This is a genomic window from Streptomyces sp. NPDC043854 (assembly GCF_056436005.1).
Genome location: NZ_JBWKDK010000003.1, coordinates 168,661 through 187,706 on the forward strand (window position 1 = coordinate 168,661; position 19,046 = coordinate 187,706).

The 19,046-nt window shown below is 67.0% G+C and carries 22 protein-coding genes; 3 read left to right on the top strand and 19 right to left on the bottom strand.

The genetic code is table 11. The annotated features are described in order from the left end of the window. The 12 genes from AC068A_RS04340 to AC068A_RS04395 all read right to left on the bottom strand — a co-directional run bounded on the left by AC068A_RS04340 (position 1) and on the right by AC068A_RS04395 (position 6,029). Positions 1 to 207 carry a hypothetical protein gene (locus AC068A_RS04340; protein WP_478580506.1) on the bottom strand — a complete coding sequence of 69 codons (207 nt, stop codon included), beginning with the start codon at positions 205 to 207 and terminating at the stop codon, positions 1 to 3. Further along, positions 204 to 554 (bottom strand): hypothetical protein, encoded by a 351-nt coding sequence (locus tag AC068A_RS04345; protein ID WP_478580508.1) that lies wholly within the window; start codon positions 552 to 554, stop codon positions 204 to 206. Before AC068A_RS04345 ends, AC068A_RS04340 begins: the two co-directional genes overlap by 4 nt. Next, on the bottom strand, positions 551 to 1,015 hold the full coding sequence (locus AC068A_RS04350) for a toprim domain-containing protein (RefSeq protein ID WP_478580510.1): 465 nt from the start codon (positions 1,013 to 1,015) through the stop codon (positions 551 to 553). Before AC068A_RS04350 ends, AC068A_RS04345 begins: the two co-directional genes overlap by 4 nt. Before the next feature lie 34 nt (positions 1,016 to 1,049). Beyond that, entirely contained in the window at positions 1,050 to 1,463 is a 414-nt protein-coding gene (locus AC068A_RS04355) for a CHC2 zinc finger domain-containing protein (protein ID WP_478580513.1), read from the bottom strand. Further along, entirely contained in the window at positions 1,460 to 1,612 is a 153-nt protein-coding gene (locus AC068A_RS04360) for a hypothetical protein (protein WP_478580516.1), read from the bottom strand. The genes AC068A_RS04355 and AC068A_RS04360 overlap by 4 nt, the downstream gene beginning before the upstream one ends. Next, positions 1,609 to 1,983 carry a hypothetical protein gene (locus AC068A_RS04365; protein WP_478580519.1) on the bottom strand — a complete coding sequence of 125 codons (375 nt, stop codon included), beginning with the start codon at positions 1,981 to 1,983 and terminating at the stop codon, positions 1,609 to 1,611. The genes AC068A_RS04360 and AC068A_RS04365 overlap by 4 nt, the downstream gene beginning before the upstream one ends. Positions 1,984 to 1,986: 3 nt before the next feature. Further along, on the bottom strand, positions 1,987 to 2,859 hold the full coding sequence (locus AC068A_RS04370) for an AAA family ATPase (protein ID WP_478580520.1): 873 nt from the start codon (positions 2,857 to 2,859) through the stop codon (positions 1,987 to 1,989). Between the two features lie 105 nt (positions 2,860 to 2,964). Continuing rightward, entirely contained in the window at positions 2,965 to 3,402 is a 438-nt protein-coding gene (locus AC068A_RS04375; protein WP_478580523.1) for a hypothetical protein, read from the bottom strand. Positions 3,403 to 3,517: 115 nt separating this feature from the next. Continuing rightward, on the bottom strand, positions 3,518 to 4,012 hold the full coding sequence (locus tag AC068A_RS04380) for a hypothetical protein (RefSeq protein ID WP_478580525.1): 495 nt from the start codon (positions 4,010 to 4,012) through the stop codon (positions 3,518 to 3,520). Between the two features lie 43 nt (positions 4,013 to 4,055). Further along, complete coding sequence (locus tag AC068A_RS04385; RefSeq protein WP_478580527.1) at positions 4,056 to 4,988, bottom strand: hypothetical protein; 933 nt, start codon at positions 4,986 to 4,988, stop codon at positions 4,056 to 4,058. After that, complete coding sequence (locus AC068A_RS04390; protein WP_478580530.1) at positions 4,985 to 5,266, bottom strand: hypothetical protein; 282 nt, start codon at positions 5,264 to 5,266, stop codon at positions 4,985 to 4,987. The genes AC068A_RS04385 and AC068A_RS04390 overlap by 4 nt, the downstream gene beginning before the upstream one ends. Before the next feature lie 280 nt (positions 5,267 to 5,546). Further along, positions 5,547 to 6,029, bottom strand: coding sequence for a hypothetical protein (locus tag AC068A_RS04395; RefSeq protein WP_478580531.1), 483 nt, complete (start codon positions 6,027 to 6,029; stop codon positions 5,547 to 5,549). A gap of 176 nt (positions 6,030 to 6,205) precedes the next feature. On the opposite strand from AC068A_RS04395, the gene AC068A_RS04400 reads away from it, so the two are divergent. From AC068A_RS04400 to AC068A_RS04410, 3 genes are all read left to right on the top strand, one after another. Further along, positions 6,206 to 7,177: a hypothetical protein gene (locus AC068A_RS04400; RefSeq protein WP_478580532.1), complete on the top strand. Its 972-nt coding sequence runs from the start codon at positions 6,206 to 6,208 to the stop codon at positions 7,175 to 7,177. A 66-nt stretch (positions 7,178 to 7,243) separates the two neighbouring features. Next, a complete protein-coding gene (locus AC068A_RS04405) occupies positions 7,244 to 7,924 on the top strand; it encodes a hypothetical protein (RefSeq protein ID WP_478580535.1) in 681 nt (226 codons plus the stop codon). Positions 7,925 to 7,999: 75 nt separating this feature from the next. Next, complete coding sequence (locus AC068A_RS04410; RefSeq protein WP_478580537.1) at positions 8,000 to 8,458, top strand: hypothetical protein; 459 nt, start codon at positions 8,000 to 8,002, stop codon at positions 8,456 to 8,458. A 53-nt stretch (positions 8,459 to 8,511) separates the two neighbouring features. Here AC068A_RS04410 and AC068A_RS04415 read toward each other — a convergent pair whose 3' ends face one another. Genes AC068A_RS04415 through AC068A_RS04445 form a run of 7 tightly spaced genes read right to left on the bottom strand, consistent with a single transcriptional unit; the run spans position 8,512 to position 19,044 of the window. Further along, the gene (locus AC068A_RS04415; protein WP_478580540.1) at positions 8,512 to 8,730 is read right to left on the bottom strand and encodes a DUF7439 family protein; all 219 of its coding nucleotides are present in this window, start codon (positions 8,728 to 8,730) and stop codon (positions 8,512 to 8,514) included. After that, on the bottom strand, positions 8,730 to 9,545 hold the full coding sequence (locus tag AC068A_RS04420; protein ID WP_478580542.1) for a peptidoglycan-binding protein: 816 nt from the start codon (positions 9,543 to 9,545) through the stop codon (positions 8,730 to 8,732). The genes AC068A_RS04415 and AC068A_RS04420 overlap by 1 nt, the downstream gene beginning before the upstream one ends. 13 nt (positions 9,546 to 9,558) lie before the next feature. Further along, on the bottom strand, positions 9,559 to 9,909 hold the full coding sequence (locus AC068A_RS04425; RefSeq protein ID WP_478580545.1) for a DUF2746 domain-containing protein: 351 nt from the start codon (positions 9,907 to 9,909) through the stop codon (positions 9,559 to 9,561). Then, positions 9,906 to 11,222: a tail fiber domain-containing protein gene (locus AC068A_RS04430; protein WP_478580548.1), complete on the bottom strand. Its 1,317-nt coding sequence runs from the start codon at positions 11,220 to 11,222 to the stop codon at positions 9,906 to 9,908. The genes AC068A_RS04425 and AC068A_RS04430 overlap by 4 nt, the downstream gene beginning before the upstream one ends. A gap of 12 nt (positions 11,223 to 11,234) precedes the next feature. After that, the gene (locus AC068A_RS04435; RefSeq protein WP_478580550.1) at positions 11,235 to 13,427 is read right to left on the bottom strand and encodes a siphovirus ReqiPepy6 Gp37-like family protein; all 2,193 of its coding nucleotides are present in this window, start codon (positions 13,425 to 13,427) and stop codon (positions 11,235 to 11,237) included. Further along, positions 13,427 to 14,269, bottom strand: a complete 843-nt coding sequence (locus AC068A_RS04440; RefSeq protein WP_478580553.1) for a phage tail family protein — start codon at positions 14,267 to 14,269, stop codon at positions 13,427 to 13,429. Before AC068A_RS04440 ends, AC068A_RS04435 begins: the two co-directional genes overlap by 1 nt. Next, positions 14,266 to 19,044: a hypothetical protein gene (locus tag AC068A_RS04445; protein WP_478580556.1), complete on the bottom strand. Its 4,779-nt coding sequence runs from the start codon at positions 19,042 to 19,044 to the stop codon at positions 14,266 to 14,268. Before AC068A_RS04445 ends, AC068A_RS04440 begins: the two co-directional genes overlap by 4 nt. Positions 19,045 to 19,046: the final 2 nt, after the last annotated feature.

Consider the following 19,046-nt stretch of genomic DNA (forward strand, 5'->3'; position numbering starts at 1 on the left):
TTATACTCCATCGCGAAGGGATCGGCGGTACGTGCGGATGGTGGAGGCGCTCACGGTGTGTCCGTGCCGGCGCAGGACCAGTGCTAGGCGCTCGGCCGATGAGCCGTCCAGCAGCCGGACGAGGACGGTCTCGCGCACGTCGGGCTCCAGCTCCTCGTACAGGCGGGTCAGGGTCGGGCCGGGGCTGCCCGGCAGCGGCTCGTTCACCGCTCCTCCCGGTCGATCTGCTCGATGGCGGCCACGGCGAGCGAGGCGAGCTGGACCAGGCCCTCGCGGATCTCGGCTGGGGTGCGTCCGCCGAATGCGGCGAAGGCGACCTGCACGGCCAGGCCATCGACGCCGAGCCGCCCCTGACTCTTTCGGGCCCGGTTGATCTCCTGCCAGTCGGCGCCGCGCTGGTGGTAGATGTTCACTGCGCTGTCCGGGTACTTGCCGCCCACGAGGTGGGCGGGCAGGTCCGGCGTCGCACGCGCCCCCGAGCGGACTTCCGCCAGGATGGTGGTCAGCGGGTCGGCCTTGCGGCCGGGGGCCTTCTTCACGACGGTCTGGGTCACTGTTCGTCTTCCTTGATCAGATCGAGCAGGGCTTCGGCGCCCTCCTGCACGTAGGTCTCGGTCACGTCCCCGGTCCGCAGCCGCATCCCCTTTGCGGAGCGCAGGGCCCGGCAGATGCGGGCGGTGAACTCGGCGCCGGCATCGTCGGGATCGCCCCAGACGCGGACCTTGTTGAAGCCCGCGAGCATCTGGCGGTGCCGTCCCTGCCAGATGGAGGCGCCGGGGATTGCGACTGCGTGGAGTCCGAGCTTTTCGAGGATGATCCGGTCGAGTTCGCCCTCGGTCACCTCGATCACGCTGTCGGCCTTATGGACGGAGCCGACGCCATACATGCGGGGCGGGTCGTCTTTGGTGGTGTTGTACTTGCCGTGCCCGAAGCCGCGGTGGTCGTGTTCTTGCAGGCAGCGGAACCGGATGGTCAGCGGAGCGTTGTTGCGGTCGAGGTAGGGGATGGCGAGCATGCCCCTGTACTTCTCGTGGCCGGGGAATGGGTGGTCACCCACGACGCCAAGCCGGTACGTAGCCGCCTGTTCGCGGCCGATTCCCCGGCCGAGGAGATACCTTGCGGCGTCCGCCGTAAGCGCTGCCTGATAGGCCGCGGTTGCTTCCTCCAGCGTCTCGCGTTGCGAGGGAGAGAGAGGCCGCAAGGGCTCGCGCTCCGACAAAGTCTGTGCCTTCCTTTTCCATGATCAATGTGAATGAGTCGCCGCCTTTACCGCAGGAGTGGCACTTCCAGACCTGCCGGTCGGTGTTCCACGAGAACGACGGCGTCCGGTCGTCGTGGAGCGGACACTCGGCCATGCCCGCTGCGCGCTGCTCGTTGAAGTCGACCTCGTAGTGGACGAGTACCGATTCGAGCGTTGGCTTCTCGTGCTCCTGGTCGTCGTTGTCGATCCGGCTGAACCTCATGGCACACGCCTGCCGACGAACCAGCCCTTGTCGTCGTCGTACCCGAGTTCGTCGAGGCCCTGACCGGCTGCCGTGCTCAGGTCGAAGCGGCTCAGCTCGATGACCAGCCTGGTGCGTTCAGCTTCCTCCTCGAACGTCACCGTGATCACTCGGCGTCCAGCCCGAGGTACGCCTCGACCGTGGTCAGGACGAACGCCTTGCGCCAGCCCTTCCCCCTGCGCTTGACGATGACGATCGACTCCACCTGGGCTGGGCTGATGCCGCGGTGCTTGGCGAAGTTGAGCCGCTCTCGCTCGGCCTCGTCGAGGAAGGGGCCGGGCTCGAGGCGGGCGTTCTTCGTCTCGATGACGGTGAAGAGACCGCCGTCCTCGCGGATGACGAGGTCTCCTTCGTCCTCGGCTCCGGTCAGTCGCAGTCGCTCGGCGTCCTCGCCGACGGACCGCAGGCCCGCGAGGAGTTCCGTCTCCCAGGCGGCGCCCTTGCGCCTGTTGGCCTTGTTGCGCTCAGCGATTGTGGTCAATCTTTACACTCCCTGCTGTTGAAGAACTGCGGTCGGGGACCAGGGCTGTGCCGGCGCTGCAGCAGGGGCGAGGCGTTCGAGCTTTGAGAAGCGGGTCACCTCGGGGTGGCAGCGCATCGACGCGTACCGCTTCGCGGTCGGGTCGCACGGGCCCATCCTTTGTTTGATCACGGCAACCCGGTACTCGTGCGAGTTCGGGTCGAGCGCCACGGACAAACTGAGTTCCGGCTTCTCGGAGAGACCGCCCTTGACCTGGTCGCGGGAGGGTGGCGCCCACGGGTCGCTCTTGGCCTCCCACGACTTGTCCGAAGCGTGGTGGAGGACCATCACCGTTGCGCCGGTCGCGCGGGCCAGTTCCGTGAGGCTGCTCATGGTCGCCATCTGCTCGGTGTAGTCCGACTCGGCGCCGTCGAAGTCCATCAGGTTGTCGAAGACAAAGAGCTGCGGGTAGGCGTCCCACAGCTCGACGAACGCCTCCACCTCCTCGTCGATGTTCTTCCAGGTGATCGGCGAGCCGAAGGCGAAGGTGATGTTCGACTCTGCGAGGGCGGACAGGTACTCCTGGCGGTGTCGTCCGCCCGCAGCCATACCGGCCTCGACCATTTCCGTGGTGTCGCCAGACGCCATAGATGCGAGGCGCGAGCTTGCCGTGAAGGGGGACATGTCCGCGCTGAAGTACAAGGTCGGCAGATTCATCATCGCTGCCCAGAACAGAGCGAACCCGCTTTTCTGGGTGCCGGAGCGGCCCGCGATCATGATGACCTCGCCGTGCCGGGGGCGGCACCCCATGGCGTACAGGGCATCGAACGCTTCGACCCTCGGCAGCTCCTTGCCGGACTCGGCGTGCAGCGCGAGCGATCTGGCGGGGGTCAGCACTGCTGTCTCCTTCGCTGTGGGTGGTAGGGATACAGAGGTGGGCCCTTCCGGGCCCCACGGGGGCGGGGGCCGGACGTGTTTGCGGCCCCCGGCTCCTCGCGTAGATCAGTCGAAGTCCGGGGCTTCTGCGACGGCTGCTTCGACAGCGGCCTCGCGCTGCTCGGCGTACTTGATGACGGCCTGCCGCACGCTCGCGTCGGCCACGGGACGCCAGACCCAGGCCGGGTAGGCCCCGGGCCGCTTCGGGGGGATCTGGTCGAGGGTGACGATGGTGGCGCTGCCCACGAGCGGTGCCAGGTCGCGGGCCAGCAGGGTCTGCTCGATGCGCATGCCGCGGTTGATCTCGGGGTTCAGAGTCTCCAGGGCGGTGCGGTCCTTGAAGACCGTCACGTCGCACAGGGCGCTGTCCTTCGGCCCGTTCGGGGTCGGACGCTGTGCCTCGTACGCGTTGACCTCGATGAGCAGGGCGGGGGCGTCCTTCAGTTCAGCGGGCTTGAGCCAGCCGCCGCCAGCAGTCGCGATCTCGACGAGGTTCAGGGGCACTCGGTTTCTCCTTCGGTTCGGTGATAGGGGGCGGACTCGGGGAGCCGCAGGGTGATGACGGCGCTCGGCCGGGGAAGGGCCAGGGCGAGAAGCAGGGCGATGACCGGCAGCGGTCTCATGTGGACTTCAGGGCCCGGCCGCGGGCTTTGTACGCGGCCATTACGGTCGGATCGGCGAACATGGCCTGATTCGCCGCCCACAGCTTTTGCAGGTCGGCAACGGTGCTCTGCTTCTCGATCTCGCCGAGAATCCAGGTAGGGCCGCCTTCGGCCTTGGACGCGGAGTCGGCTGGTGAGGCAGCCGCTGCCCATGGGTCGTTTGCCGGCGTCTCGGGCGCAGTGGCGTCCGGGATGATCCGTGCGTCGAGGATCGAGGCGATATTCCCCTTCCCATGGGCGAGGCTCGTCGCGTTGACGACGAGATCACTCAGAGAGAGAGTGGTTACATCTTTACTCTCGAACCCGAAATAGTCACACAGCAGCTCACGGACCTGCCTCACGGAGCCGCGGAAAACGGCCCAGGTGTCTTCGTAGCTTTTGCCGTACTTGATGGTGACGCCGATAGTCCCGTCCGGGTAAGACGCGACAAGTTCCGCCTGGTCTGCCTTCACTTCAACTCCTTGATCTGGTTACAACTTAACATCTGTGCCGGCGTTACGCATCTTCCGGTTTCGTGACGCCGGTCACCCACGGGCGCATGGCGCCCTTCACGCTCCGCATCGCACGGATCTCGCGGGCAAGCCGGGCTGCTGCCCATCCGATTTCAAGGTCTACCCAGTGGAGGATGCACTCGGCCGAGCCTGACGGGAGGCTGATGATGACGCCCCACTTCCGAGAGACCCGGGGGAGCGGGTTGTATGCCGCTGCCGCCTCGTCTGCCGGTACCGGCCGCTTCTTCCAGGCGGCGAACGCCTTCTTGTCCGTCGTGTCGACGGGGAACCGGCTGAAGTCGTACAGCTCTCCGTGTGCGTAGACGGCGAGCTGCGTGGCCATCTTCAGGGCGCCGTACTTGATGCTGCCCGTCTTGAGGTCGCCGATGAAGTGGCCTTCGACCGGCTCGCCGTCCGGCCCGGGGCCGCTGTATTCGAGGAGGCGGTCGAAGGTGCCGCCCGTGCCCAGCTCGGGCACGACGACGAACTTCTCCACGGCCTTCACGTCGAACACGACGGTGGCCCCCATGTAGGCGGCTATGTCGAGCTGGTCGTTCACAGGAGTGCCGACGGGCAGGGGGTCGCCCCGGTCTGCATACTCCGACAGCGTATGAAGGTGCGTCCCCTTCTCGCGCTTTGCGTTGGCGCCGGAGATGTCCATGGCCTGGTCGGCAAGGGCATTCAGTCGGCGCTTGTCGCTGGCGTCCTCAGGGTCGAGCTGCCGCACCACGTCCAGCAGGGCCGGGCGCTTAGCGGCGCCGACCAGGGTCATGCGCGACTTCCAGCCCGACAGGGCCGTCTTGTCCTCGATGCAGTCGATGTACGTCGTGGTCCGGGTGAGGGGAACAGGCTTGCCGCCCTGCTTGGGGACGACAAGGGGACGGTCCCAGCCGTCCCGGGGAACGGTCTGGGCAGGCGTCAGATCAACAATCTTCAAGCAGCGGACTCCATGTCTTGTGGCGGAATGACCTCGGCAAACGGGTCCTCGGGATCGGTGGGAACGAGCCACAGCCGGACCGTTCCGTCTTCGAGGAGTTCTGGCTCATGCTCCTCGTCGGGCAGCGGCTCCAGGCCGCACAGGCGTACTGCGCTGACGGCTTCCAGCAGGTCGGCCGCCGGGGTCTCCGGGTGGACGATCAGCGCACAGTTCCACTCGGCGGGGTTGCCGACGAGACGAACGGACTGTGGAAGCGCCAACGAGTCGACACCGATCATGAACAGAGGCCCCCCTACGTGTAAACATTGAACTACTCGGTCCGTTCTACGTGGACCGTGAAGGCGGTGTCAACCTGCATAAATGCCCCCGCAGGTGATCACTACGGCATGCCTGACTCGCGAGGATCGCCGATGGTTGTGCGAACTCGAACGTGGCCTACCGAACGGCCTTGCACCCTAGCGCGTCGCAGGTCAGAGGCGCTATGGGCATAAACGGAAGCACCCCCACCGGGCCACGGCAGGGGTGCGTACGAACGCACGTTCGAGTATCATTCGAGCATCAGTCGCGGGCCTGATTGCCGGTCTTCTCCTTGGGTGCGCGGATGAGGTCAGAGTCCTGCTCCTCGCGGGGCACGAGGAAGAAGCCGTCGGAGGTGTCGGGGTCGTAATGGACGACAAGGCCGTCCTCGGTGAGGTCCCTCTTCCAGCTCGCGAGGCGCTGCTTGTCGCGGTCCGAGACGGGGCGTGCGGGGGTCTCGCCGCGTGAAAGAGCTTCGTTCTCGGCGCGCAGGCGGGCTTCAGCCCGCAGCATGATCGCCGGGTACTTGTGCCGGTGCTCCGGCTTCACCTTCCAGGGAATCAGGTCGTCGGCGCGGAGATTGCGCCGGTCAAGGCCCCTGCGGCGCCTGAAGGCCGCCCACATGGGGATGCTGGTCTCTTCGTGGTAATGCTCGCGGTAGTACGCCTGCATCTCCGGGTAGGTCCAGCCGTCCCTAAACCAGCCGAGGACCTCCGACTCATTCCGGATCTTGCTGCCCGCCATGGCGTCCCCTTCACGTGACCCCGCCTTCTTCTGTTCGAGTAAAGGTTGACCCGGAGAAGGCGATCATGTCAAGCTGTGACCGACGCACAGCGTCCTTGTTACACAACATCTGTACATAGGTGACCCCGGCGGTGCGCTAACACCCCGGGGTCTGGCATCAGGAGCTTGCACTCCCCATGCAGATCCATCGTATCCCGACGCATGAGCGGGACTTCGTGATCATCGCCAACAAGGCGATCCAGGACCCGCGCATCAGCCATACGGCGCGCGGCATCCTCGCACTCGTCCTCTCCCTGCCCAGCGGGGTGAAGGAGAACGTCCGGACCCTCTCCGACAACTACCCGCAGGGCCGGTCCGCGGTGGCCAAGGCCGTAACCGAGCTGCGCGAGTTCGGCTACTGGGTGACGAAGACCGGTCGCGACGAGGAGTCGAACCAGATCGTCTCGTCCGTGGACGTGTACGAGCTGCCGAATCTGGCCTCGTCCCCGGTTCCCACCCGCCCGGTCACCAGCCCTTCGGCCACCAGCACCGCGGGCACGTCCCCTAACGGGGAAAAGGACTCTTCCAAGGACGGGCGAAAGAACCCTCCCAACCCTCCCGCGGCCGAGCCTGCACCGTCCGAGCCGGGCGCCGGCACGGAGAGGGAGGGCGAGAGCCCGAAAGACAGCAGGCAGGAGACCGAGGCCGCCCGCCTCCTCCGCCGGTTTGCCGCGATCGACCCCCGGCTCAAGCTCACCGAGCGCCAGGTCGGCAAGCTTGTCCCGTCCCTCGCCGACTGGCTGGACCGCGGCGCGACCATCGCCGAGATCACCGACGCGGTAACGCAGGGCCTGCCTCGGAAGCTCTACAGCGCCTCGAAGCTGATCGAGGACCGCCTCGACCGCAAGCGTCCCGAGCGCAAGCGCCAGTGGCGCACGTACACCGACTGCGCAACGAGGGGCTGTGGCCGCCTCCTGCCCGCAGGCCAGGACTCCGGCATCTGCGGCGTCTGCTCCGGTATCGAGCTGAGCGACTTCGCCCGCGAGCTGCTCGCCGCATCCCAGCCCGAAGCCGATCAGGCCCAGCCCGGCGAGAACGCCTTCGTGGCCAACTACCGCGAGCGCGCCGCCGAGGCCCGCGCGGCCATGGCCCGGCCGTCCCACGGCTGACGGCCTCCTCGAACTTCTCCTCCTGCACTGCCCTTGAAAGGCACCCCCATGTCTCAGCCTGCCCGTATGCCCTGGTACGCCCACGTCCTCGGTGGCCTGGTGCTCGCCGTCGCCCTCGCAATGTCCGCTCCCGGCGAGTACCAGCTCGCCCGCACCGCCGGATGGGGCGAATGGGTCGCGGCCGGTATGCCGGTCTGCATGTCCGTCTATGCCTGCTTCGCCGTCTGGTTCGTCGAGACCAGGAAGAAGGGCGAGAAGGGCCGTGGTACCGCCGTGGTCGGCACGGTCGGCGCCCTGGGCATGACCGTTGTCGGCCAGATCATCGCCCACTGGATTGCCGCGGGGTACATGCAGTCGTCCATGGCGCTGACCGCTGCGGTCTCCTGTGTTCCCGGCATCGTGGCTGGCCACGTCGCCCACATGATCATCCGTGCCGCGAGGGGCGTGCCGGCGGAAGTCGAGCTGGTCGTCGAGGACCAGGAGCGCGAGGAGCACCAGGGCGAGGACGCCGAGCCCGTTCAGCCGACGCTCGACGGGGAGGAGCAGCCGGTCGACGAGGTGGCGAAGGCCCGCAGCAGGCGCCGCCCTGGCCGTCCTACCCCCAGCCTGGACGAGATCAAGGAGGCGGCGAGGAAGCTGATGACGCAGGGCCGTGAGATCAACGGGCCCAACCTTGCCGAGGTCATGGGGCGCGACCGTCGTACCGGCAGCCGCTACCTCGCCAGGCTCAACGAAGCGACCGCCTGACCACTGCGATCCCGCCCCCCTCAGTGAGGGACAATCTCTGCGCAAAGAGACACGCTCACCGAGGGGCAGCGGAGAATGGACCTGACGATCACGATGCGCGTATGCGACATCTGCAAGAGCGGGGACCGTCCCACTTCTCGCTACACCCTCACCCCGGAAGAAGGCGAGCCCCGGGCGAAGGATCTGTGCGACGAGCACGCGGAGCCGGTGAGGGCCGTCTTCGGCGAGGACGTCACGGTCGACAAGTCCGGCGAGCCCACTCCCCTCGAAGCCGCGCTCACGCAGACCAAGGCGGCCATCGCGGAGGAGTTGAAGCGGCACGACGCTTCCACCCCGAAGGCGCAGACGGGCACCGTCGAACAGCGGCCGTCCGCGGCGAGGCCGTCGGCAAAGAAGGCTGCTGCGAAGAAGGCGGCTCCGAAGAAGGCCGCAGCCAAGGAGGCCGACGCAGCGCCTGCTGCCCGGCGCTCCCGGCGCACTCCGGTCATGACCATGGAGGAAATCGAGGCTATGAAGAAGGCCAACCAGTCCTGAAACGAAGGGAAGCGCCCCTCCGCCAACCGCAAGGTCAGCAGAGGGGCGCTGGGTTACTCAGTCTCGTCGGTGGCGGGTGCCTCAACGATGCCCAGGGCAGTCGCGATCTGGACGATCACGGCGACCTCGGGTTTGTCCGCGTAGACGATGGCCGCGATGGACACGGCGACGCCGAGAGCGGCGAGGAAGGCCCCGGCGCGCGAGCGGTAGCGGACGGGCAGCAGGCTGGTGAGGGTGATCGGCTTGGAGCCTGGCATCAGCATCTTGCTCATCAGCGGCCTGCCGGGGCCATGAGGCGGGACCAGGTGGTCGGGCCCGGGTATCCGTCCGCGTCGGAGCCGCTCCAGCCCTGTGCCCGCTGGAACGCCTCGGTGGCCGAGCGGTCAGCCTCGGTGAAGCGAGGCCCGGGGCCCTCCTTGTAGAAGCGGCCGAAGCCGTGGGCCACCAGGCGCTGGCCGAGCACGGTGACGGCCGGGTGGGACTTGCCGAGTACGAATGCGCCGCGGCCTGGGAACGGGGTGCTGTCCCCGCCGTCGTTGCCGGAGCCGCTGACCGGCATCCCCGCCTTCACCCAGGCGTAGAGCTTCGGGCCGGGGCACTCGGTGGCGAACCCGTCCTTGTGGCCCTTCTTGGACAGAGTCCGGCCGGTGCGCCGGCACGCCTCGTCGTACAGGGCTCGGGCCGAACGCAGGGCCGCCTCTGAGGGGGCCTGGTCGCCGCCGATGGCGATCTGAACGCCGAGGCCGCTCACGTTGTGGTTCGGGCAGTGCGCGCCCTGAAGAGTCCAGCCGCGGCCCTCGAAGACGGTTCCGGACTGGTCGATGACGAAGTTGTAGCCGATGCCTGCCCAACCCTGGGCGCGGTGGGTCCGCTCGATCGCCTGCGGGACCGTGTTGCCCGTCCGGGTGACCGGGTCGCCGCCGTCGTAGTGGATGAAGTACTCGGTGCGCTGGCTGAGGCTGACGTAGTTGGGGGTGCCGTTCCACGGCTTCGCGCCCCAGGACGCTCGGGAAACAATGTTGATGCTCAGGGCTGTACTCCTGTGGATATGAAAAAGGCCCCGTCCCGGATCGGGAGGGGCCTGCAAGGAAGGTGCTGCGTCAGGCGGTCTCAGGGGCTGACGCAAGGTGGTGGTCAAGGCGCTCGGACACGGCAAGCCGTTCGATGCGCTCGTGGGCCAGGTCGGCGCGGAGGTCGCGGATGTCCCGGCTGTGGCGGGCCTGTCCCTCAAGGACCCGGTCGAGTCCCGCGATCACCCTGTCCAGGTCGTCGCGGAGGTTCGTCGCGTGATCGTTGGAGACCTGTTCGCGGGCTTCCTGCGCGTGCTCGCGGACCTCGGCGAGGGCTGTCCCCTGGCGCCGGACAAGCTCGACCAGGACGCCCACCAGGGCCGCGGTGACCACTCCGCCGGCGGAGACGAGCGCTACCTGAACGGCAGGGTCAAAACTCATCGGGTCACGTCCCTGACGAGCTGCTCCAAGCGCTCGATCCGCTTGGCCTGCTCCTGCACCACGGGCAGAAGGGCCACGCCGATGAGGTCGTACCGCACACTGTCGATCTGTCCCTCCTCGTCATGGACGACGATCTCGGGAAGCGTCTCGTTGACCTCTTCGGCGATCAGGCCGAACTCGTCCCGGCGCCCCTCGACGGTTTCGCCATCGTCGTTGACGGTGGGCTTGCGGTCGTAAAGGCGGGGGCGCAGGGACAGAACTGCCCCCGGGGCAATGTGGATGTCCCGGATGTTCTCCTTGAACCGACGCGCGCTGGTGTTGCGGCAGAAGTTGTGGTTTCCGTCGACCCACACGGCGTACCAGGTGGCGCCCGTGGGCGAGTAGCTGTGCGGGCGGTCCGAACCGTTCGCACGGTGGATCGTGCCCCCGGAGTCGAGGTACTGGCCGTGCCAGTGGTCGGTGGGCGGGAACTGGCCCGGCTTTCCCTGGATGTCGTTCCAGTTGTGCGCGTGGCCGGCAGGCGGGTACGTCGCAGGGGTTCCGCTGATGTCTGCCCAGGCGTGGCCGTGGGCGGTGGGGACGAAACTCGTCGGCTTGCCGGTGACCTGGGACCAGTCGTGCGTGTGCGCTGCGGGCGGCAGGGTTGAAGGCCGGTCGCTGATCTGGGACCAGGTGTGCGTGTGCGTGGACGGCGTGAATGTCGCGGGCTTCCCGGACAGGTTTGCCCAGTCCACCGTCGAGAACAGCGGGGTCCAGGCGGAGCCGTTCCAGTACTCCCAGGCGTCGGTGGAGCTGTTGTAGCCGAGCTGTCCCAGGCGCGGGGACGTGGGTCGGGTTGCGGTGATCCACGCTCCGACACGGTGTCCCACGAAGGGCCGGGTCATGGTGATGTCCCCGGAATTGATGCCGGTGACGCTCGCGCCCACCGTGATCGAGGCGAGAGGCAGCTCGTAGATGCCTGTGTCCGTCTGTACGAGGGCGGCCGGGGTGGTGGAGCCCGCGGTGCCGGCCTTCACGGCCAGGGTGATCGAGTTGGTTGCCGGGTCGAGCTTGAGGACCACGCGGTCCACTCGGACCTGGGCGCTGGAGGCCGCGAGGGTCACGTTCTCTGTGGCCGTCGACTGGACCATGTGCCCCCGCAGGAAGGCGAGGCCAGGCCCGACGGTGACCGTCATACCGGTTCCGGTGCTGACGTTGAAGCCTGAAGCGCCCAGGGAGGCCGCGACTCCGGAGTCCTGGAACTCGCGGAACATCTGGCTGAACTGCGTCTCCGTGACGGCCTGGTTGTCGAAGGGGTACGACGTGATTGCCAAAGGTGAAGCTCCTTAGAGGGCCGGGCCTGCGTCCTCGATGACGAGCGTCGACAGGCCGCCTGGCAGATACCGGACCATGCCGTACGTCGCCGCGGCGCGGCGGGTGTTGAGCGTGACGCCGACCGTGACCGGCCCAGGCGCGGGGTTGTTGATGTAGCAGTTGATGTCGATGCCGTTGGCCGTGTTCGAGTCGTCGTCGTAGGTCGTTGCGAACAGGTCGCCGACGAGCGTGCTCGAAGCAGTCACCGTTGTTCCGGCAGCCCACCGGACGGTCGTGTACGCGCCCTGTTTTGCGTAGCGCACCGTCGCGTTGTCGCCTGTTCCGTCCGTGTCGACGGCCGCGATCCGGAGCGCCGCCTTGTAGCAGCGGCCCGCCTCCGCGGTGAACTGCTGCGAATAGACGACGGCGGCTGTGTCGCCGATGTACGCCGAGGTCGTGAGGTTCTGGATGGCCATGACGCCCTTCGCGGCCTTCTCGTTGTGGGCCGAGGTGCGCCATGCCGTCCAGCCGCCTGCGTCGTTTCCCGAGCGGGTCCACTCCTCGGTGACGGTCGGACTCAGGCGCAGCCAGGTCTGATGGGCGAAAGTGGACCCCACGGGGTGGACGGTTCGCAGCACGCCGTACCGGCCGCCCGTGCCGAACGCCCAGCCCCCCGCGACCGCCTGTGTTTCATTCAGGGTGAGCGTTGACGTGCCGAAGGGGTAGGTGCTGGGCAGGGAGCTTTGGGTGTAGTTCGCGGCTATGAGCTGGCTGTCGAAGCCAACCTGGCGCCAGGCGCTCCACCCGGAGGAGCGGTTGCCGCCCCGTACCCATTCCTCGTGCGAGGTCGTAGCGGCGTGCACACGGCTCCACGTCTGGTAGGCGTCGCCGTTCGCCTGGCGCCGGGTGGTGACGAAGCCGTACTTGCCGCCGAAGTCCCAGCCGCCAGCAGTGGCGTCCGCTGCCGTCAGATACATGATGCTGGCGCGTTCGGGATAGGCGTCGGTCTGGCTGGCCTGAGTCAGCGTGCCTGCCGGTACTTCCCGGGCACCCGAGGGCGTCGCTTCCGCAGTGCGCTCCAGGGAGGAGACGCGGGATTCCAGCTCCTTGGCGGCCCTCGCGTCGGCCAGGGCCGGACTGAGCGGTGTCGGGTCTCCCAGCGTCGCGCCGAGGCGGTAGCCGTCGGAGTCCACTTTGAGGACCATGCCGGTGACCAGGGCCGCCATCTCAGACGTGCCGACGATGACGGACACCTTGTCGCCGAGGAACCAGTCGCGGCCGAAGTCGAGGGCTGAGTCCTCCATGGGCACGGCCTGAGCCGCGGTCACCGTTGCGCCGCCGTCGGCAAGGGCCTCGGTGCCCTTCTGCGTCAGCTCGGCCGGGTCCTTCGATGACCGCTCGTCGATGAACGTCTCGATACGGCGTCCCCAGTCCGCCTCGGAGGCGACCGAGTCCGGGCTGTCGACGCCGACGAACATCCGGTTCGACCCGTCTCCGTCACCGCCGACGATGACCCGCGTCTTCTGCGGAGTTGACGTGCTGACGCGCTGCCCGGCGAGGGTGTTGTTCACGACGCCGAGCCGGGCCTCCTTCGTGCGGTCCTGCACGGCGTAGGTCTCGAACACCAGGTTCGCCCCGCGCTGCACCACTCGGAAGCCGAGGCCGGCAGGCTCGGCCAGTTCCTTGCATAGCTCGCCGAGCTGCTGGAACCGCGCCGCCTTGCTGACCGTCGGCCCCCGGGCACCGTTGGTTCCCATGGCCAGCCCTGCACGGCGTCGGCTCACTGGAGCGGAGGGGCCGCAGTTCGCACTGACGTAGGCGTGCATGAGGGTCTCGGCCGGGCCGGTCCGCTCGTCGTACGCGAAGTTCTGCGAGGCCGCGTTCCCGTTGGAGGGGTCGGGCCAGGCCAGCATGTCGGACAGGATGACCGTGTCGTCCACGCCCTCGACCTTCAGCGTGCCGAGTGGGTCGGTGGCGGTGGATGCGTTCTCCGTCTTGGTGACCGGTCCCGAGAACAGGACATCGGAGGGGCCGGTCATGATGATGCCCGCCCCGGGCGTCGAGAGGACCGCGGCGAGCGGGTGCTCGGCGTTGATGCTGAGCTTCCACGTGCCGACGTTGTTGTGTATGTCCTCCGCTTCCAGGGTCAGGAGATCCGCGGGGATGGCGCCGATCCGGGTCAGGGTCTTGTCCCGCACTTCGACGAGGAGGTCCTCGGCTCGCACTAGATCACCACCCACTTCCGGGGACGCCAGGAGCACACGATCCGGGAGTCGGCCGTGATGTTGAGCAGGGAAGCCGTTGCTGTTGAGGAGCCCGGCGGAACCGACCAGAAGTGGGGGGCCGCGGCTAGGAACGCGTACTTGTTCACACCCGTGCCGCTTTGGACGGTGCCCGCCCCCATGTCGACGATCAGCCTTTCTCCGGCCGCGAGCGACCCTGTCCAGTGCAGGATCTTTCCCGCGGGGCTGACCGCCTTGAAGTTGTCGCCGGGCCCGGTCACCTCCCAGACAGGGAAGGCGGGCACGTCGCCGTCGTTGGAAAGCTGCACGTCGCCGATCGCCTGTGACGATGCGAGGGGCATCGACGACAGGGACGACAGGAACCCGGGGGCAGTACTGCCGCCGATCGAGACCGTCTGCGCGGCCTCCGCCAGGAAGTAGGGGCTCGGTGCGCGCAGCGTGATGACGGTCTGCACGTCCCGCTCGCCGGCACCAGGGTCGATGTCCCCTCCGCCGGTCCACTGGACAGGGGCCGACCAGCGCATCCCCTCGGCGTCGATGTACGTCAGGGTGCACTCGGCGGCGAGTGCCCGCGCAAGGCGGTTCACCAGCTCGGCGAGGTGCACCCTGTCGCGGCCCACGATGTCGAGGGGGATGTCGATGTCGCGGGGGAGGACCCGCCTCCCGCGGTAGGCGGCACCGTCCCCGGCGCCCTCGAGCCACTGCACGGAGAGCTGGGGCAGGCCCAGGCCGGTTATCCCGGCGAGGGCCTGGAACCCGAGCCCGTCTTTCTCGTACCCGTTCAGGTCCAGCCTGTCTGAGGCCGAGGCCAGTTCAAGCTTCACCAGCCGACCATCCTTGCCCGCGAGGCCGCCGCGAACAGCTCCTCCTCGGACGAGAGGGAGCTGCTGGCCGAGCCCGCGTAGTAGTTCAAGACCTTCGTCACGGACCGGCCGGAGTCGGCCGCCGCCAGGCCGCCGGAGACAGCGGCTGTGACCTCGCGGGTTGCCCCGGAGGCCGCGCTCGTAGCGAGCACGTTGGTGGCGCGCTTGACGCGCCCCTGCTCGTCCTGGACGCCGAGGCCGAAGCCCTTGCCGACGAAGGAGCCGAGCTTTCTGAACAGCCGTGAGGGCGAGTGGATGTCGAGGGCTTGCTTGATTGCCCTGACCATCGCGTCCGCGATCTTGAGCATCTGGGCCTCGATCGCGCCCTGCTGTGCCTCAAGGCCCTTCACCAGGCCCTCGGCGGCCTTCACCCCCGCGTCGTACATGTGGTGCGACGCGGTGGCCCCGGCCTTCCCGGCGTACTTCTCCAGCTCCTTCTGCAAGGCGTTGATCTCGGCGACGCCGGATGCGCCGGCGTTGGCGATGGCCTCACCCGCGGCAAGCCCGGCCTCGGGGCCAGCCATGGCGATCTGGTCGAAGCTCTCCGCGTTCAGGCCCAGTGCCTTCAGCTTCTTGAGCACGTCGGCGAACTTCTTCGCGCGTTCGACCGCGTTCTTCAGCCCCGTGGAGATGCCGGTGAACGAGGCATCGTCGACCTTCGTGACATCGCCCGTGGCGATGACCTTGTCCGCGATCGACTGTGCGTAGCGGCTCGCCTCCTCACGGAGCTTGTCGAGCTTGTCCTGCGCTGCTTCGAGCCGCTTCGACCCGGCCTCCCACTGCGCGGCCAGCTTGAGAAGGGCCGCGCGGTCCCGGCTGATTCGGTCCTTCAGCCCCTTCGATGCGTTGGCCGGGATCTTCGCCGTCAGCTCGTTGAGGGACTGCTTCACCTTGTCGTACTGGGACTCCAGGCCCTTGATCAGGCCCTGGATGATGAGCCGCCCCGCGTCGTAGAGGAGCACGGCGTCCTTGGGCGCCGGACCCTTCCAGTCCTTGATCTTGCTCGTGAGGTCGCCAAGTGTGCTCTTGACGGACCCGATCATGCTCTTGAGTCCGTCGATCAGACCGGTGATGATTTTCCGGCCCGCGTCCATCAGCAGGGACTTCGCGTCGCCGAATATCTGCTTCACGTTCTGCGGCAGCTCGCTGACGAACCGGACACAGTCGTCCACCTTCTGGGAGAAGATCCGTTTGACTGCCTCCCACGCCTCACCGGCTGCGGACTTAATGCTCGTCCACGTGTCTGAGAAGAATTTCTGAATCGCCCGGAGGGCCGCCCCGGGTGTCTCCTTCAAAGCCGACATGAAGCTTGAGAAGTTCGCCCGTATGGAATTCCAGAGCCCCGTGGCAGAAGTCTTCAGTCCGTTCCAGATGTTGTCCCAGAGGGACTTGATGCCGGTCAGGATCTTCTTGCCGACGCCCAGGATTCCGATGTTCATGAAAACCATGAACAGGCCCTTGATAGTGTCCCAGAGCCCTGACAGGAACGACTTGATGCCGTTCCAGACCTGCTTCAGTCCCTCATCGAACATGCTCCAGTCGCCCGTGATGGAGCCGACGAAGATGCCGATGATCACCTTGAAGTAGCCGACGATCATGTCCCAGACGCCCTTGAAGACGTTCCAGAGCCCGGTGAAGACATCAGCCACGCCGTTGATCGCTCCGACCAGGGAGCCCAGGAACAGGCCAGCGATGAACTCGATGGCCGGTGCGAGCACTGGCATCAGGAAGTTCACGACCTGGAGCAGGGCGTTCAGGAAGGGCTGGATGGCCTCCATGACTGCGGAGAACGCTTCTGAAATCAGAGGCAGGTATTCGGCGGCCAGCGACTGCACCACAGGAATGAGGGGGAGGATCGCAGCCGTCAGGATCTGCATCAGGATTTCGATGACCGGCTGTAGTGCAGCCGACATCGCGGCGAGCGCTGCCGAAATCAGCGGAATGATCGGGGCGAGTCCAGTGACGAGTGCCTCGATAAGTGGCGTACACGCTTCGACCACCGTCATGATGAGCGGAGCGAGCGCGGCGACAATCCCCATCAAGCCCTCGCCCAGCAATCCGATCAAAGGCTCGATCGCAGGGGCCAGCATTGAAAATGCTTCAGAAAGCGGTGTGAGGACAGCCGCTATCAGCGGGCCAAGCGTCGAAAGGAGAGAGGAGACCAGCGTGAGAATTGCGCCGAAGGCAACGCCCAGGGGAGCCATCGCAGGGGCGAGGGCGGTTACCGCGGTCTGGATGCCGTTGAAAAGGGCGTAGACGCCAGCGAATACCTCGGGCTGGCTCAGCGCGCCAGCAATAGCACCCACGGCAGTGCCGAGGATCGTGCCGACCTGGGGAAGGATCTGCGTCAGCAGGCCGACAAACTGGCCGAAGAAGGCTTTCACCTCCGCGCCGCCCTGCGACGCCATGTTGGACATCGCTTCGTGGGCTGCCGTGAACAGGCCGATCAGCTTGGCCTGTACCCCGCTGCTGTCGACGGCCTCATGGACTCCGGCAAGCGTCTGCCGGATCATGCCGAGGGTGGAGCCGCCAGCCTCAGTCGCCGCCCGGGAGATGCCGGCGAAGATGCCGCCGGTCTCCATGAGGACCCCGCCGAGATCCTTGAGCGCCTGGACGCCCGCGTCGATCTCCTCGCGGAGCCCGGACTCGCCCTTCTGGTTCAGCCAGTCCGAAGCCTTCGCGGCCACGTCCACGAACCACTGCGCGAGCTGCGGGAGGTAGCCCGCGCCGACCTCGCCGAGAACCTTGATGATATTGGCGAAGGAGCCGGTGCCCGTGGTGGCGATGTCGATCGACTTTGAGAGGTCGTCGAACATGCCGCCCAGGGCGGGGGCGAGAGCAGACTTCAGCGAGGTGGCGAAGCCCCCGAAGAACTGGCCGAGCTGGGTCGAGGTCTGCGCGAACCCGTCCCGGAGCTGCGGAAGCAGGCCGTCGATCAGCTCCTTGATCGGAGCCTTGGCCTCTGCCCAGAAGTTGGTGCTGATCAGGTCCTGGAGCGCGGAGAGCTGCCCCTTGACCTGCGGCAGGACCTTGTTGAAGTCCTTGAGGGCGGCGACGGTGGCACCAATGCCGATCGCCATGCCGCCGAGAATTCCCGGCAGAGCCAGGGACGTTGCCCCGATCTGCGCCAGCGAGGCGGACAACGTGAAGAGGTTCGAGGCCGCGGAGATGCCCCAGCCGGCAAGGCCCGCAATTGCCGTCGCCAGGGTGCCGATGATCGGCGCCGACCGGTCGAGGTTGCGGACCATGTTGCCCAGGCGCTCGAACATGTCGCCCAGAACGCGGGCACCGGAGAGGGCCTTCAGCATCGCGGCGGCCGTAACCGCGGCGGAGGCGTTGACCTTCGGAATCAGGTCGACGACCCGGTTCCTGGTGAGGACGGCCATGTGCGCGATCGTGGCCATGACGCCCGTACGCGACAGCTCGGGTTCGATCTCCGCCTTCAGGCCGTCGATGCGGTCCTGGAGGTCGTCGATGTCCCGCTGGACCTTGCGTGTCGCGAGCGCGTCCAGCTCGGGCGTGAGCTGCGCCCGCAGGTTCCGCATCTGCTCGAAGGCTGCTTCGAGCTGCCGCTTGGTCTGTGCGACCCTCTGCCCGTCCAGCTTCGGGCGGACCTGGATCTCGTCCAGTAGGGCCTGAATGCCGTCGGCGGCCTGCTGCGCGGCTGCCCGGTCCGCGGTGACCTTGGCCAGGATCTCCTGGTCGAGGATCGCCTTCATCTGAGCCTGGGCGGTCAGCAGGGACCTCTTGTCCACCTTGACCTTGATCTCTTCCCGGCCCAGTTCAGCGAGCTGGTCTTCGATCTGCTTCAGCGCACCCTCGACGGAGGACATCGACTTCTTGTCGACAGAGAGGTCAAGGGTCAGGTGCTTCTCAAGGCGGGCCCGCGCCTTCTGGAGCGACTTCTCGTCCATCTTGACCGAGAGGTCGATCTCCTTGAACTTGGCCAGCTCGGCGTCGATCCGCGCGATGGCGGCCTTCACCGAACTCGAGGACCGCGGGTCGACCTTCAGCTCCAGGCGGAGCGCCTTCTCAAGCTCCCGGCGCGCGGCTTCCAGTGATGCGCGGTCCGTCTTGACCTTGATCTCGACGGCCCGGAGGTCGGACAGCTCGCGGTCGATCTGGCTGATGGCGGCCTGGACTGAGGACTGTGAGTCCTTGTCGACCCGGAGAGTGATGTGCTGGATCTCGTCGAGGCGCTCCTCGAACATGTCCACGGCCGCGGTCAGGTCGTCGGTGTTGATCCCGATCTCGATGTCGGTCTCGCCGAGTGCTTCGATCGCGGACCGGACCTTGGCCACGGCCGCCATGACCGACCCCTGGGAGTCGAGGTTGACGCCGAGGTGCAGGTCGGACAGCTCGCTCTGTGCCTCCTGGCGGGCCTGCTTTGCGGCCTGCACGACCTGTCGGCCGGTCGCACTGAAGACGATCTTGTGCTGGCTGGCGCGGGCCTGGTACTCGCGTGCGGCTTTCGTGACTTCTGTGGCCATGCCGGCGAGGTCGAGCTTGGTGTAGAAGCGGATCTTGCGGCTGTCGGTCTTCTTGTTGTCGCCGTTGATCGCCCGGACCGCTTCGAGAACGTCCTTCCGTGCGCCGGTCGCATCAGCCTTGGTGCGGATGGTGATCGCGAGATCATGCTCGATCTTTTCGAGCTTCTTCTTCAGGTCCTCTTTGAATCCGGACGTATCCGGCATGACCTTGACCGCGACACGGCCGACGATCTGAGCATCCGACACCG